The sequence below is a fragment of the Kocuria cellulosilytica genome, assembly GCF_040981245.1.
Lineage (GTDB): Bacteria > Actinomycetota > Actinomycetes > Actinomycetales > Micrococcaceae > Kocuria > Kocuria cellulosilytica.
In genome coordinates, this window is the sequence record NZ_JAVFWZ010000002.1 from 413674 (window position 1) to 427314 (window position 13641).

The following is a 13641-nucleotide window of genomic DNA, read 5'->3' on the forward strand; positions in this document are numbered from 1 at the left end:
GGACGGTCACGGGCAGGCCTCAGATCTTGTCCGCCTTGTCGTTCTCGATCTGCGCCGTGGCGGGCAGGACCAGGGACGAGGAGGGGCCGTCCAGCACGACCAGCAGCACGCGCAGGTCCGCCCCGGAGAGGTAGGCGCCCACGAGACGGTGGTTGGAGTCCAGGACCACGAGCGAGCCCTCGGTCCGGTACGCCGGGACGGTCAGCTGGACGGGCCCCGACTCCTCCGCGAGCTCCTGCCGGATGTGCTCGATCTTGGCCTGCCGGTCCTCGGGCCACTGCTTCTCCGCCGCCTGGGCCAGGGTCTGCGGCCGGTGCTGCGGATGGGACCACTCCCCGGGGTTGCCCTCGGGGTCCACGTGCCAGACCGTGTAGAGGTCGCCGAGCTCCTGCCGGGAGGAGATCACCAGGTCCTCGACCCGGGTGTTCTCGTCGTCCAGCGCGCCCCAGTCGAGCCAGGCCCGGATGTCGTCGCCGAACAGGGTCTTGAAATCCGAAACGTCCATGCTGACATCTCAGCAGACCTATGGTTCCACCGCCACAGGCCGCGGCGCCCCACCGGGGCACCGGGGACGCGGCGGCCCGGGCGTCAGGCGCCCCCGCCGCTCCCTCCGGCCGTGCGGCGCGCCGCGCCGGGCCGGACGTTGAAGGCGGAGGCCGAGCGGTCGGCGGACTCGGTCGGGAAGACCGTGCGCCCCTCGGCCCACTTGTGCCGGGCGTAGGCGTGCAGCCGGCCGGCGAAGGGCCCGTCCCGCCACTCCAGGTAGGGCATGTCCTGGCTCGCGTCGAGCAGGAAGTAGCTGCTGAAGGCCCGGAGCACCTGCGGCTCGCGCGGCTCCGCCGCGGGCTGCCCGGTCACGGGCTGTCCGGTCGAGGGCTGGTCGGTCACGGGCTCCCCGGTCGAGGCGGGATCCCCGAGCACCAGGTAGATCGGGGCGCCGGGCGGACCGTCGTGGACCCGCACCTCCAGCCGCTCGGCGACCACGGGGTCCAGCTCCCCCAGCGCCCGGAGCTGGTGGACCAGCGTGTCGAAGCTGCGCCGCAGGTCCATGGGCGAGAGCCCGTAGTGGTGGCGGATCTCCCGGAGCCGGGACGCGAGCGCCGGCGACCTCGGGTCGAGGACCAGCAGCCGGACGCGGACCCCGGCGCCGAGCGCCTTGTGGATGGCATCGAGGTCGCCGGCCAGCGTCAGCGGGAAGGTGTCCAGCCACCACAGCTCCTGCCCGGGGCCCACGCCCCGGAGCACGTCGACCACGTCCAGCTCCTCGCGCACCCCCACGAGGCCCAGCCGGTCCTCCCGGGGCGCCGCCGGGGCGGGGGCCGGGGGACGTGGCGGTTCGACGGGCCACGCGCCGCGCCAGCGCGCCAGCGCGGCGTCGAGGAGCAGCCCCACCCCGCCCACGGTGAGCAGGACGGCCCCGGCGTCGAGGAGCGGCCCCGACCACGCCCGTCCGGCGGCCAGCGCGACGACGACGAGCACCGCGCCCAGGCCCAGCAGCACGACCGGTGCCGTGCGGGGGCGCCGGCCGGGAGCGGTCGGCGCGGAGGCGCGCCGACCGGGGCCCGTGACCAGGTCCTGGGCGTCGCTGCGGATCTCCAGCACGGGAGCCCCTTTCCTCGAGCGGATCTGCGTCCAGCCTGGCACGGCCTCTGACCAGGGCGTTAGCACCGCCGGCCACCGGGCATTTTGTGACAGCCGGTGCGCCGCACGGGCCCGGACGTCCGTCCCCACTTGTGCACCACCGCCGGCAGATCATGCGTTTGCATTACTAAACTGGTGCTCGGAGGAGCCGGCCGGAGTCCGGTCCGACCCCCGGGGGATCGACCCCCGTCCTGCAGCAGACCGCTCCGGCCCCGCTGCCCGTCCCGTCCGGAAGGCACCTGCCGTGGCCACGACTCTGCAAGAACGACTGGGCGACCGCCACAACCGCCTCAACGCCCTGCGCCTGGCCCTGGCGTCCCTGGTCGTCCTCGGGCACGCCTGGCCGCTGACCGGTGCGGACGGCCCGAGCCTCGAGGTCCTGTCCGACGTGGCCGTCAACGGATTCTTCGTCCTCAGCGGCTACCTCATCGCCGAGAGCAGGGTCCGGACCGGACTGGTGCCGTACCTCTGGCGGCGCCTCCTGCGCATCTACCCGGCCTTCCTGGTGAGCCTGCTCGTGGTGGCCGTGGTCCTCGCGCCGATCGCGGCCGCGGTCGAGGGCACGCGCTTCGACCTCGCCTCCGCCGCCGGCTTCGTGCTGCACAACGCCGACCTGAGGATCTCGCAGTGGGGCATCGACGGGACCCTGACCCGGGTCCCGTCGCCGGACTCCTGGAACGGCTCCCTGTGGACGCTGTTCTACGAGGCGCTGGCCTACGTGCTGATCGGCCTCGTCCTGAGCCTCGCGGTCGCGGCCCGGCACGCCCGGTGGGTGCTCCCGGCGCTGTTCCTCCTCGTGCTCGTCCTCCGCCCCCTGGCCGAGGGCCCGCTCGAGGTCACGAGCCACCTCGCTCTGCACGGCGCCCGGCTGGTCGGCCACTTCCTGGCGGGCGCGGCGGTCTGGGCCTGGGCGGGGACGTGGCGCCCCACCTGGGGGCACGTGGCGGGCGCCGGCGTCGTCTACGGCGTCCTGACGGACCTCGGCTGGGCGGACCTGTACGGGCAGCTGCCGCTGGCCGTGCTGCTCCTCGGCCTCGGCGCGGCCCGGTCCGAGAACTGGACCACGCGCACGGACCTCTCCTACGGCGTCTACATCTACGCGTACCCGGTGCAGCAGCTCCTCGTGCTGCTCGGCACGGCGTCGTGGGGCGTCGCCGTCAACTCCCTGCTGGTCCTCCTGCTGACGGCGCCCCTGGCGCTGCTGTCGTGGACCCTCGTCGAGAAGCCCGCCCTGCGGGCCAAGGCGTGGCTCGATCCCCGCGACCGGCCCGACCGCAGGATCCCCTCCTCCGGCGCGGAGGACCCGTCCCCCCGGGCCGTGCCGGCGCACCGCCCGGACTGAGCCGGCCGGGCCGACGGCTCCCCCGCGCCGTCACCGCCCGCGGGGCCCGGACGGCCCGCACCCCGGGGCGAGCCGCCTTGTCCGGCACCCGGACGGTGCCTAGCGTGAGGGGCAGGCACCCGTGACGCCGCCGCCCCGACCCGTCAGGAGCACCCATGGACACCCCGGTGATCGAGGCCCGCGGGCTCGCCAAGACCTTCGGACCCACCGCGGCCCTGGACGGCTTCGACCTCACCGTGGCCCCGGGGCAGGTCGCGGGCTTCCTGGGCCCCAACGGCTCGGGGAAGTCCACGGCGATCCGGGTGCTCCTGGGCCTGCTCCGGGCGGACGCGGGGACGGCCACGGTCCTGGGCCTCGACGCCTGGCGGGACGCCGTGGAGATCCACCGCCGCACCGCCTACGTCCCCGGGGACACGAGCCTGTGGCCGAACCTGACCGGGGGCGAGATCGTGGACCTGCTCACCGGCATCCGCGGCGGACGACGACGGCGCCGCCGCCGCGACGAGCTCGTCGAGCGCTTCGAGCTCGACCCCACGAAGAAGGCGCGCAGCTACTCGAAGGGCAACCGGCAGAAGGTGGCGCTGGTGGCCGCCCTGAGCGCCGAGGCCGAGCTGTACGTCCTGGACGAACCGACCTCCGGGCTGGACCCGCTGATGGAGGCCGTGTTCACGGACGAGGTCCGCCGGCTGAGCGGGCAGGGCAGCACGGTCCTGCTCTCGAGCCACATCCTGGCGGAGGTCGAGAAGCTGTGCGACACCGTGACCATCATCCGCGCCGGCCGGGACGTGGAGAGCGGCACCCTCGCCCAGCTGCGCCACCTCACCCGCTCCGCCGTCACGGCCACGACGTCCGCCGACCCCGGCGCGCTGGCCGGGCTGCCCGGCGTGCACCACCTCGTGCACGACAGCGGGCGCCTGGGCTTCGACGTCGACGACGCCCGGGTCCCCGAGGTCCTCCGGGCGCTCGCCGACCTGGGCGTGCAGAACCTGACCGTCACTCCCCCCTCGCTCGAGGAGCTCTTCCTGCGCCACTACGGCGACCGCCCGGCCGGGTCCGCCGACCGGGCGGGGACCCCTCACGGCGCCGGCCGGGACGCGGGGGCGCCCCGATGAGGACCGCCGAGCCGTGGGCCGCGACCGGCCGGCTCTTCCGGCTCTACCTGCGCCTGGACCGGGTGCGGATCCTCGTGTGGGTGCTCGCGCTCACCGGGACCGTGTACGCGACGGTGCTCGCCCTCGAGGAGACGTTCCCGGACGGCGAGACCCGCCAGGCCCGGGCGGCCCTGCTCGACAACCCCTCCGCCGTGATGATGACCGGCCCGGCCTTCGGCGCGGACGACTACACGCTGGGCGCCATGACGGTCAACGAGCTGAGCCTGTCGGTGCTCGTGGCCACGGCGATCATGAGCATCCTGCTCGCGAGCCGGCACGTCCGGGCCGAGGAGGAGTCCGGGCGGCTCGAGGTCGTCCGCGCGCTGCCGGTGGGCCGCTTCGCCCCGGCCGCGGCCGCCCTCGGGGCGGTCGCCGTGGCGGACGCGGCCGTCGGCGCCGGGATCACGGCGGGTCTCTTCGCGGCGGGGCTGGGCGGCGCGGACGCGGTGGCGTGGGGACTGGCCACCGCGCTCACGGGCCTGGTCTTCGGGTCCGTGGCCGCCGTGACCGCCCAGCTCACCGAGCACGCGCGGGCCGCCTCCGGCGCGGCGATGGCCGTGCTCGGCGCGGCCTTCCTGGTGCGCGGGATCGGGGACGTCATCGAGCCCACCGGCTCGTGGCTGTCCTGGTTCTCGCCCGTCGCGTGGGCCCAGCAGACCCGGCTCTACGTGGACCTGCGGTGGTGGCCGCTGGCGCTGTCGGCGGCGCTGACGGGGGTGCTGCTGGGCGCGGCCGTGCTCCTGGCCCAGCGGCGGGACCTGGGCGCCGGGCTGCGGCGGGGACGTCCCGGCCCCGCGACGGCCGCGGCGTCCCTGCTCTCCGCGACCGGGCTGGCGCGCCGGCTGCTGCGCGGCACGTTCCTCGGGTGGGCCGCGGGCCTCGTCCTCTTCGGGCTGGCCTTCGGCTCCCTGGCCGACTCCCTGGAGGACAGCATCGCGGACATCCCGTCGATCACCGAGTGGCTCGTGGTGGACCTCGACGCCCTCACCGAGTCCTTCGCCGCCGCGATGCTGTCCTACCTCGCGCTCGGGGTGGTCGCGTTCGCCGTCTCGGCCGTGCTGCGGCTGCGTGCGGAGGAGGAGTCCGGCCGCACGGCCCTCATCCTGTCGACGGGCCTGCCCCGGGCGCGCTGGGCCCTCGGCTGGCTCGCCGTCGTCGTCGTGCAGGCCCTCCTGGCCCTGCTGCTGGCCGGGGCGGCGCTGGGGGCGGGGGTCACCGCGACCACCGGCGACCTGCGCTGGACCGGCGAGCTCGCCCTGGCGGCCCTGGCGTACTTCCCGGCCGTGCTCGTGACCGCCGGGCTCACGGCCGCCCTGGTGGGTCTCGCCCCGCGGGCCGCCGCCCTGAGCTGGGCCGTGGTCGCGCACATCGTGTTCGTCGCGTGGTTCGGCCTGCTCCTGGACCTGCCCGGATGGGCGATGGACCTCTCCCCCGTCCAGCTCACACCGCTCGTGCCGTCCGAGGACTGGGCGGCCGCGCCCCTGCTCGGCCTGGCCGCGCTCGGAGCCGCGCTGCTGGCCGCGGCCGCCGTCGGCTTCCACCGCCGGGACCTGCTCGCCTGAGGACCCCGCGGGTGGCGCGCACCACGATTGTCCGTAGACTGGCACACCAGGTGAGCCGGGAAGTCTGGTCGGCACGAGAGATCCGCTGCCCGAAAACGGAGGAACCACGTGTCCAGCCATGATCCCACGGTCCGACCCGAGGACCAGCCCGAGAACCGTCCCCCGGAGGACCACAGCCACGACACGCTGCGCCGCGGCAGCTACCGCGAGGTGCTGCGCGTCGGCGAGATCCTCCGCAAGGAGACCATCGGCGGCCTGCTGCTCGTGCTGGCCGCGGCCATCGCGATCATCTGGGCCAACTCGCCCTTCGCCGACAGCTACTTCGCCCTGCGCGACCTCGAGGTCGGCTACGAGCCCTGGCACCTGAAGCTCAGCCTCGGCAAGTGGGCCGCCGACGGCCTGCTCGCGATCTTCTTCTTCCTGGTGGGCCTCGAGCTCAAGCGCGAGTTCGTGGCCGGTGACCTGCGGGAGTTCCGCAAGTCCGTGGTGCCGATCACCGCGGCGATCGGCGGCGTCGTGGTGCCGGCCGCGATCTACGCCGTGATCAACTTCTCGGACCCCGAGACCTCCAGCGGCTGGGCCATCCCCACCGCCACCGACATCGCCTTCGCCGTGGCGGTGCTCGCCATCATCGGCTCGCACCTGCCCGCCGCGCTGCGGCTGTTCCTGCTGACCCTCGCCGTGGTCGACGACCTGCTGGCGATCACGATCATCGCCGTCTTCTACTCGGAGGACGTCTCGTTCCAGCCGTTGCTGCTGGCGCTGATCCCCTTCGCCCTCTACCTCTTCCTCGCCCAGAAGTACCGCCGGTTCTTCGGCCTCAAGGCCCCGGCCGCCTGGCTGATCCTGCTGCCGCTCGGCATCGTGGTCTGGGCCCTGGTGCACGAGGCCGGCATCCACGCGACCGTGGCCGGCGTGCTGCTGGGCTTCGCCGTGCCCGTGATCCGCAGCCAGGCCAGCGGCGGGCCCGAGGCAGGGCCCGGTCTCGCCGAGATCTTCGAGCACCGCTTCCGCCCCCTCTCCGCCGGCTTCGCGGTGCCGGTCTTCGCGTTCTTCTCCGCCGGGGTGGCCGTGGGCGGCTGGGAAGGCCTGACCTCCGCGCTCACCGCCCCGGTGACGCTGGGCATCGTCCTCGGCCTGGTGCTGGGCAAGCCGATCGGCATCGTCGGCGCCACGTGGCTGATCACCAAGGTCACGCACGCCCGGCTGGACCCGACCTTCCAGTGGATCGACCTCGTGGGCGTCGCCCTCCTGGCCGGCATCGGCTTCACCGTCTCGCTGCTCATCGCGGAGCTCAGCTTCACCCCGGGCAGCCTGCCGGGCGACCAGGCCAAGGTGGCCATCCTCACCGCGTCCGTGCTGGCTGCGGCACTGGCCTCGGTGCTGCTGCGGGCCCGCAACAAGCGCTACCGGATGATCGAGAAGCTCGAGTCCGTGGACGCCGACCACGACGGCGTCCCGGACGTCTACGAGGAGGACGAGGAGGTCCGGGGAGAAGGCCGCCGCTGACCGGCCCCGCGCCCACGAACAGGAGGACCCCCGCCCGGAGCACCGGACGGGGGTCCTCTCGCGCGCCGGGGCGCCGTCAGCCGGCGAACAGCTTCAGGGCCTCCCGGTTGAACGCCTCGAGGTCACCGGGGTTGCGGGAGGTGACGAGCCGGCCGTCGACCACGACCTCCACGTCCACCCAGTCCGCCCCGGCGTTCTTCAGGTCGGTGGCCAGCGAGTTGTAGGACGTGAGCCGCTTGCCCTGCGCGAGCCCGGCCTCGATGAGGATCCAGGGGGCGTGGCAGATGGCGGCGATCGGCTTGCCCGCGGCGTCGAACTCCCGGACCAGGCGCAGGGCGTCCTGGTCCACGCGCACGTTGTCCGCGTTGAGGGTGCCTCCGGGCAGGACCAGCGCGTCGAAGTCCTCGGCCTTCGCCGCGGCGAGGGTGCCGTCGACGTCGTAGCTGCCGGCACGGTCCCAGTCCCCCTGCATCGCGGTGATGCTGCCCTGCTCCGCGGACAGCAGCACGGGGGTGCCGCCGGCCTCCTGGACGGCCTTCCAGGGCTCGGTGAGCTCGGGCTCCTCGACGCCGTTCGTGGCGATGAACGCGATCTTCTTGCCGGTGATGTCGGTGGTCATGGACTGCCTCCTGGATCGGTGGATCGGTGCTGGGATGTCTGCTGACACGGCTGAGTGCGGGGTCCGCGCCGCGGCGGCTACTGCGCCCCGGTGCCGCCGAGGACGTCGAGCGCGGCCCGGAGCCGGACGCCGGCGTCGTCGGCGACCTCCTGCACGGCGGGGCTGCCGCTGAGCTGGACCATGGTCTGCGGATCGATCGCCTCGACCGTGGAGCTGCCGGGGTCCGTGCCGCGGCGCACCACCACGTTGCAGGGCAGGAGCGCGCCGAGCTGGGGCTCTGCGGCGAGGGCCTTGCTGGCCAGCCCGGGGTTGCAGGCGCCCAGGATCACGTAGTCGCCCACCTCCTCGGCGGCCTCGGCGCCGAGCTTCTGCTCGAACGTGCCGCGCACGTCGATCTCGGTGAGGATGCCGAAGCCCTGCTCGGACAGGGCGGCCCGCGTCCGCTCGACCGCCTCGGCGTAGGGCAGCGGGACGACGACGGCGTTGGTGTAGCTCATGCTGGCGCTCCTTCTCGGTCCGGGTTCGTGCTTCGCGGTTCCACTGTTGGCACGCGGGGCCCGGAAAGGGAAGGGCCCGGCGGCCGGGTTCTCGCTGGGCGATACCGGGAACGGGATTCGATACCCCTGGGGGTAGTTGAATACCCCTGGGGGTATCTGCCATACTCGGAGGGAACGCCCGGCGCACCGGCCGGCGCCCCTCCACGACCCGACCGCCCCGCCCCTGCGGGGAAGCAAAGGACACGCACCATGACCGTCACGCTCGTGCTGACCCTCCTGCTGTCGGTGCTGATCGGGCTCTCGCTCGGCCTGCTCGGCGGGGGCGGGTCCATCCTCACCGTCCCGATCCTCACCTACGTCGCCGGCCTGGACCCCAAGGAGGCCATCGCCGCCTCCCTGTTCGTCGTCGGGGTGACCTCCGCCGTCAGCGCCGTCAACCACGCCCGCAACGGGCGCGTGAAGTGGCGCACCGGCCTGGTCTTCGGCGTCGCCGGCATGGCCGGAGCCTTCCTCGGCGGCCTGGCCGGGGGCTACATCCCGGGCACCGTCCTGATGATCGCCTTCGCCCTGATGATGGTCGCCACCTCCCTGGCCATGATCCGCGGCCGCAAGAACGGGCCCGCCAAGGCCCACGACGGCGAGCTGCCGGTCGGCAAGGTCGTCGCCGAGGGCCTGGTCGTGGGCCTGGTCACCGGCCTGGTGGGCGCCGGCGGCGGGTTCCTCGTCGTCCCCGCCCTGGCCCTGCTCGGCGGGCTGTCCATGCCCGTGGCCGTGGGCACCTCCCTGGTGGTCATCGCGATGAAGTCCTTCGCCGGGCTCGCCGGCTACCTCACCACGGTCTCCCTGGACTGGGCCCTGGTGGGCGCGGTGACCGTCGCCGCGGTCGCCGGCTCGTTCGCCGGGGCGCGGCTGGCCGGACGCATCCCCGAGGCCGCCCTGCGCAAGGGCTTCGGGATCTTCGTCCTGGTCATGGGCGTGTTCGTCCTGGTCCAGGAGCTGCCCGGCGCGGCCGGGATCGCCGTGGGCAGCATCGCCGCGGCCGCCGGCGTGGCCGCGGCGGCCTGCTGGTTCGCCGTCCCGAAGTGCCCGCTGCGCGCCCCCCTCACCGCCTGACCACCCCCTCTTCCGCCGAGAACGACCACGACCGAGCACCACGACCGAGCACCGAGAAGGAGATCCCCATGGCCACCGTCGACCTCACCGAGCAGGCCTTCGCCGAGACCGTCCAGAACAACGACATCGTCCTCGTGGACTTCTGGGCGAGCTGGTGCGGCCCCTGCCGCATGTTCGCCCCGACCTACGAGGCCGCCTCCGAGAAGCACCCGGACGTCGTCTTCGCCAAGGTCGACACCGAGGCCGAGCAGCGGCTGTCGGCTGCGGCCGGCATCAGCTCCATCCCCACCCTGATGGCCTTCCGCGAGGGCGTGCTCGTGTTCTCCCAGCCGGGCGCCCTGCCCGCCGCCGGGCTCGAGCAGGTCATCACCGCGGTCGAGGACCTCGACATGGCCGAGGTCCACGCCGAGCTCGCCCGGCAGCAGGCCGGGCAGCAGGCCTGACACGCGGCGGGCGTGCCCGGGACCCCGCTTCCGCCGCCGCCCGCACCTCTGCAACACTGCCGACACCACCCCTCGACACCGTCACCACGCCCCACGGCGCGCCGCGGGGCACCACCAAGGAGGAACTCACCATGGACGTCACCGTCATCGACACCCCGCAGCTCGGCGACCGCAGCTACCTCGTGCACGACGGGCAGACCGCCCTGGTCATCGACGCCCAGCGCGACATCGACCGCGTCGAGACCGCCGTGGCGCAGGCCGGGGTGAAGGTCACCCACGTGGCCGAGACGCACATCCACAACGACTACCTGACCGGCGGCTGCCTCTACGCCCGGAAGCACGGCGCGGCCTACCTGGTCAACGCCGCCGACGAGGTCTCCTTCGAGCGCACCCCGATCGCCGACGGCGAGACCGTCCGCGTGGGTGAGCTCTCCGTGAAGGCCGTGGCCACCCCCGGCCACACCCACAACCACCTCTCCTTCGTGGTGGAGCACGGCGACGAGCAGGCCGTGTTCTCCGGCGGCAGCGTCCTCTACGGCTCCGTGGGCCGCACCGACCTGCTGGGCCGCGAGCACATGGTGGGGCTGACCCACGACCAGTACGCCTCCGCCCGCCGTCTCGCGGCCGAGGCCGAGGAGAAGGCCGCCCTGTACCCGACCCACGGGTTCGGCTCCTTCTGCTCCTCCGGCCCCGCCACCGGCGCGGACGAGTCCACGCTGGGCGAGCAGATCCGGACGAACCACGTCTACACCGATCCGGACGAGGAGCACTTCGTCGAGGAGCTGATCAGCAACCTCACCGCGTACCCGAACTACTACGTGCACATGGGTCCGGCCAACGCGGCCGGCCCCACCGAGCCGGACCTTTCCGTGCCCGACTCGCTCGCGCCGGAGGAGCTGCGGTCCCGTCTCGAGGCCGGCGAGTGGGTGGTGGACCTGCGCCACCGCGTGGCCTACGCCTCCGACCACCTCAAGGGCACCATCAGCTTCGAGTACGGCGACGGCTCCAGCTTCACCGCGTTCCTGGGCTGGATCTTCCCCTACGACCGGCAGCTGACCCTCGTCGGCTCCCGCGAGGACGTCGAGAACGCGATCCGGGACCTGTCCCGCATCGGCATCGACTCCCCCGACGCGGCACTGGGCGAGGACCCGCGGCAGCTGGCCCCGGGCGCGGCCGTCTCCTCCTATCCGCGCGTCGACTGGAAGGGCATGCTCGACCAGCGCCCCGAGGACGAGACCGTACTGGACGTCCGCCGGGTGGACGAGTACGAGGAGTCGCACATCCCCGGTGCGGTCAACATCCCGCTGCACGAGCTGCTGCCGCGGATGGACGAGGTCCCCGAGGGCCGGCTGTGGGTGCACTGCGGCTCCGGCTACCGCTCGGGCGTGGCCGCCAGCCTGCTCGAGCGCGCGGGCAGGGACGCGGTCCACATCGACGCCCTGTTCGCCGACGCGGAGGAGGCCGGCGTCCCGCTCGAGAGCTGACGCCGGCGCGGGGCCGGGTCCGCGCACCCGGCCCCGCGGCCCCTTCCCGCAGCCGCCCCACCCCAGCGAAAGGCCCGCCGTGAGCACCTCCCGCACCGTCCCCCCGTCCGCCGCCGGACAGCGCAGCGTCACCGTGATCGGTGCCGCGGTCGTCCTCCTGCACCTCGCCGGCTGGGGCGCGCTGCTCGCCCTCGTCGCGAGCACCGACACCCCCCAGGGCGGCACGAGCCTGTTCGTGGGCCTCGCCCTCAGCGCCTACGCCCTGGGCATCCGGCACGCCTTCGACGCCGACCACATCGCCGCGATCGACAACGCGACGCGCTCGCTGACGGCACGCGGCCGGGAGTCCACGGCCACCGGCTTCTGGTTCGCCCTGGGGCACTCCTCGGTGGTCCTGGTCTCCGTGCTGCTGCTGACCCTCGGGGTGGAGGCCTTCGCCGGCGGCCTCGCGGACGAGGGCTCCGGGCTGCGCCGGGCCGCCGGGATCTGGGGCGGCACCGTCTCGGGGCTGTTCCTCGTCACCGCCGGGGCCCTCAACCTCGCCGTGCTGCTCCGGCTGCGCCGGGCCCGCCGCGCCGCGCGCACCGGCGTCCTGGACCCCGCCGAGCTGGAGGCCCACCTCGCCGACCGCGGGGTGCTGCACCGCGTGCTGCACCCCGTGACGCGGGCGGTGGACCGCCCGGCCCGGATGTATCCCGTCGGCTTCCTCTTCGGCCTCGGCCTCGACACGGCCGCCTCGATCGGGCTGTTCGTCATGGCCGGCGGGCTCGCCCCCGAGCTGCCCTGGTACGCGGCGCTCGTGCTGCCCGTGCTCTTCACCGCCGGCATGACGCTGTTCGACAGCGCCGACGGCATCCTGATGCACCGGGTCTACGGCTGGGCCTCGGTCGACGCCCGCCGCAAGCTGAACTACAACGTCACGGTGACCACCGTCTCGGTCGTCATCGCCTTCGTGATCGGCGGGGCGAGCCTGCTGTCCGTGCTCGCCGAGCTCGTGCAGCCGAGCGGCGGTGCGCTCGCGCTCGTGGCGGCGGTCGACCTCAACTTCCTCGGCATGGCCGTGATCGTCTTCTTCGGCGCCGTCTGGCTGGGCTCACGGGCCCTGGACCGGTTCCGCCGCGACGGCCGGCCGGTCCCCGTGCGAGGCTGAGCCCGTGGTCCGACTTCTCCTGCTCGCCGACACGCACGTCCCCAAGCGCGCCCGCGACCTCCCCGCCGCGGTGTGGCACGCTGTCGACGACGCCGACGTGGTGCTGCACGCGGGCGACTGGATCGACCTCGCGACCCTCGACCGGCTCGAGGAGCGCGCCGCCCGCCTGGTGGGGGTGTGGGGCAACAACGACGGGCCGGAGCTGCGCGAGCGGCTGCCCGAGGTGGCCCGCGAGACGCTCGGGGGCGTGCGCTTCGGCATGGTCCACGAGACCGGGGCCGCCGCCGGGCGGGAGGTCCGCGCGGACCGGGCGTTCCCCGGCCTCGACGTCCTGGTCTTCGGCCACAGCCACATCCCGTGGGACAGCACCACCCCGGCGGGGATGCGGCTGCTGAACCCCGGCTCCCCCACGGACCGGCGGCGCCAGCCGTACTGCACCTATCTGACGGCCGTCGCCGCCGGCGGGCGGCTCACCGACGTGGAGCTGGTGCGCCTCCCCCGGCGCTGACGCCGCCCCGTCCGTCCCGGCGGGTCCCGGCGGGACGCCCCCTCAGACCAGGCCCCGCAGCTTGTAGTAGCGCCGGCCCACCACGGTCCCGTTGACCCGGATCACCGCCCACACCAGCACGAGCAGCAGCGCCACCAGCACGGCGGGGACGGGCACGAAGACCGCCCACACGACCAGCGCCATGCCGGGCACGGTCAGCAGGATCGGCCAGGCGTACTGCACCATCTCGACCGCCATGTAGTCCTGCATCTCCCGCAGCGCCGGGTCCTGCGGGACGGCGGCGCGGCGCACCGAGGTCCGCAGCCCTTTGGACGCCCGGGCGCGGGCGTCCATGAGGTCGTTGCGGGGCGCGTCGTCCGCGCGGGTGAGCGAGAGGATGATGCCGCTGAGCAGCAGGGCGGCCCCGCCCACCACGAGCCCCCACTGGGCGGGGCTCAGCAGCCCGCGATCGCCCAGCAGGAGTGCGGCGGCGATGCCGCCCAGCAGTCCCACGACCAGGCTCGCCACGAGGGCGAGCACGATCCGCCGGGCCCAGATCGCATCGAGCTCCCTGAGCCGGGGGATCTGCACGTGCGGGTGGTCGGCCCCGCTGAGCCGGATCTCCTCGTCCATGGCGTACCGT

Annotated in this window: 14 protein-coding genes; 9 read left to right on the forward strand and 5 right to left on the reverse strand. The window is 74.0% G+C overall.

What is annotated here, in order from left to right:
- Positions 1-19 precede the first annotated feature (19 nt).
- Together RCG67_RS04480 and RCG67_RS04485 are read right to left on the reverse strand one after the other, a co-directional pair.
- Positions 20-505, reverse strand: coding sequence for a hypothetical protein (locus RCG67_RS04480; RefSeq protein WP_368825017.1), 486 nt, complete (start codon positions 503-505; stop codon positions 20-22).
- Between the two features lie 83 nt (positions 506-588).
- Entirely contained in the window at positions 589-1602 is a 1014-nt protein-coding gene (locus RCG67_RS04485) for a hypothetical protein (RefSeq protein WP_368825018.1), read from the reverse strand.
- A gap of 283 nt (positions 1603-1885) precedes the next feature.
- Here RCG67_RS04485 and RCG67_RS04490 point away from each other — a divergent pair, with 283 nt between their 5' ends.
- From RCG67_RS04490 to nhaA, 4 genes are all read left to right on the forward strand, one after another.
- Positions 1886-2983, forward strand: coding sequence for an acyltransferase family protein (locus tag RCG67_RS04490; protein ID WP_368825019.1), 1098 nt, complete (start codon positions 1886-1888; stop codon positions 2981-2983).
- Between the two features lie 155 nt (positions 2984-3138).
- Entirely contained in the window at positions 3139-4095 is a 957-nt protein-coding gene (locus RCG67_RS04495; RefSeq protein ID WP_368825020.1) for an ABC transporter ATP-binding protein, read from the forward strand.
- The gene (locus tag RCG67_RS04500; protein ID WP_368825021.1) at positions 4092-5696 is read left to right on the forward strand and encodes an ABC transporter permease; all 1605 of its coding nucleotides are present in this window, start codon (positions 4092-4094) and stop codon (positions 5694-5696) included. The genes RCG67_RS04495 and RCG67_RS04500 overlap by 4 nt, the downstream gene beginning before the upstream one ends.
- Before the next feature lie 186 nt (positions 5697-5882).
- On the forward strand, positions 5883-7205 hold the full coding sequence (nhaA, locus tag RCG67_RS04505) for a Na+/H+ antiporter NhaA (protein WP_368825128.1): 1323 nt from the start codon (positions 5883-5885) through the stop codon (positions 7203-7205).
- Positions 7206-7281: 76 nt separating this feature from the next.
- Here the strand turns inward: nhaA and RCG67_RS04510 are convergent, their stop codons facing one another.
- Positions 7282-7824, reverse strand: coding sequence for a type 1 glutamine amidotransferase domain-containing protein (locus RCG67_RS04510; protein ID WP_368825022.1), 543 nt, complete (start codon positions 7822-7824; stop codon positions 7282-7284).
- A gap of 77 nt (positions 7825-7901) precedes the next feature.
- Positions 7902-8321 (reverse strand): DUF302 domain-containing protein, encoded by a 420-nt coding sequence (locus tag RCG67_RS04515; protein ID WP_368825023.1) that lies wholly within the window; start codon positions 8319-8321, stop codon positions 7902-7904.
- Positions 8322-8570: 249 nt separating this feature from the next.
- Here RCG67_RS04515 and RCG67_RS04520 point away from each other — a divergent pair, with 249 nt between their 5' ends.
- The 5 genes from RCG67_RS04520 to RCG67_RS04540 all read left to right on the forward strand — a co-directional run bounded on the left by RCG67_RS04520 (position 8571) and on the right by RCG67_RS04540 (position 13019).
- Complete coding sequence (locus RCG67_RS04520; RefSeq protein ID WP_368825024.1) at positions 8571-9434, forward strand: sulfite exporter TauE/SafE family protein; 864 nt, start codon at positions 8571-8573, stop codon at positions 9432-9434.
- 68 nt (positions 9435-9502) lie between these two features.
- Positions 9503-9877, forward strand: a complete 375-nt coding sequence (trxA, locus tag RCG67_RS04525; protein ID WP_368825025.1) for a thioredoxin — start codon at positions 9503-9505, stop codon at positions 9875-9877.
- Between the two features lie 131 nt (positions 9878-10008).
- Positions 10009-11361, forward strand: a complete 1353-nt coding sequence (locus RCG67_RS04530; RefSeq protein WP_368825026.1) for an MBL fold metallo-hydrolase — start codon at positions 10009-10011, stop codon at positions 11359-11361.
- Positions 11362-11440: 79 nt separating this feature from the next.
- Complete coding sequence (locus RCG67_RS04535; protein ID WP_368825027.1) at positions 11441-12511, forward strand: HoxN/HupN/NixA family nickel/cobalt transporter; 1071 nt, start codon at positions 11441-11443, stop codon at positions 12509-12511.
- Positions 12512-12515: 4 nt separating this feature from the next.
- Positions 12516-13019: a metallophosphoesterase family protein gene (locus tag RCG67_RS04540; protein WP_368825028.1), complete on the forward strand. Its 504-nt coding sequence runs from the start codon at positions 12516-12518 to the stop codon at positions 13017-13019.
- 42 nt (positions 13020-13061) lie between these two features.
- Here RCG67_RS04540 and RCG67_RS04545 read toward each other — a convergent pair whose 3' ends face one another.
- Complete coding sequence (locus RCG67_RS04545) at positions 13062-13631, reverse strand: hypothetical protein (protein ID WP_368825029.1); 570 nt, start codon at positions 13629-13631, stop codon at positions 13062-13064.
- Positions 13632-13641 lie beyond the last annotated feature (10 nt).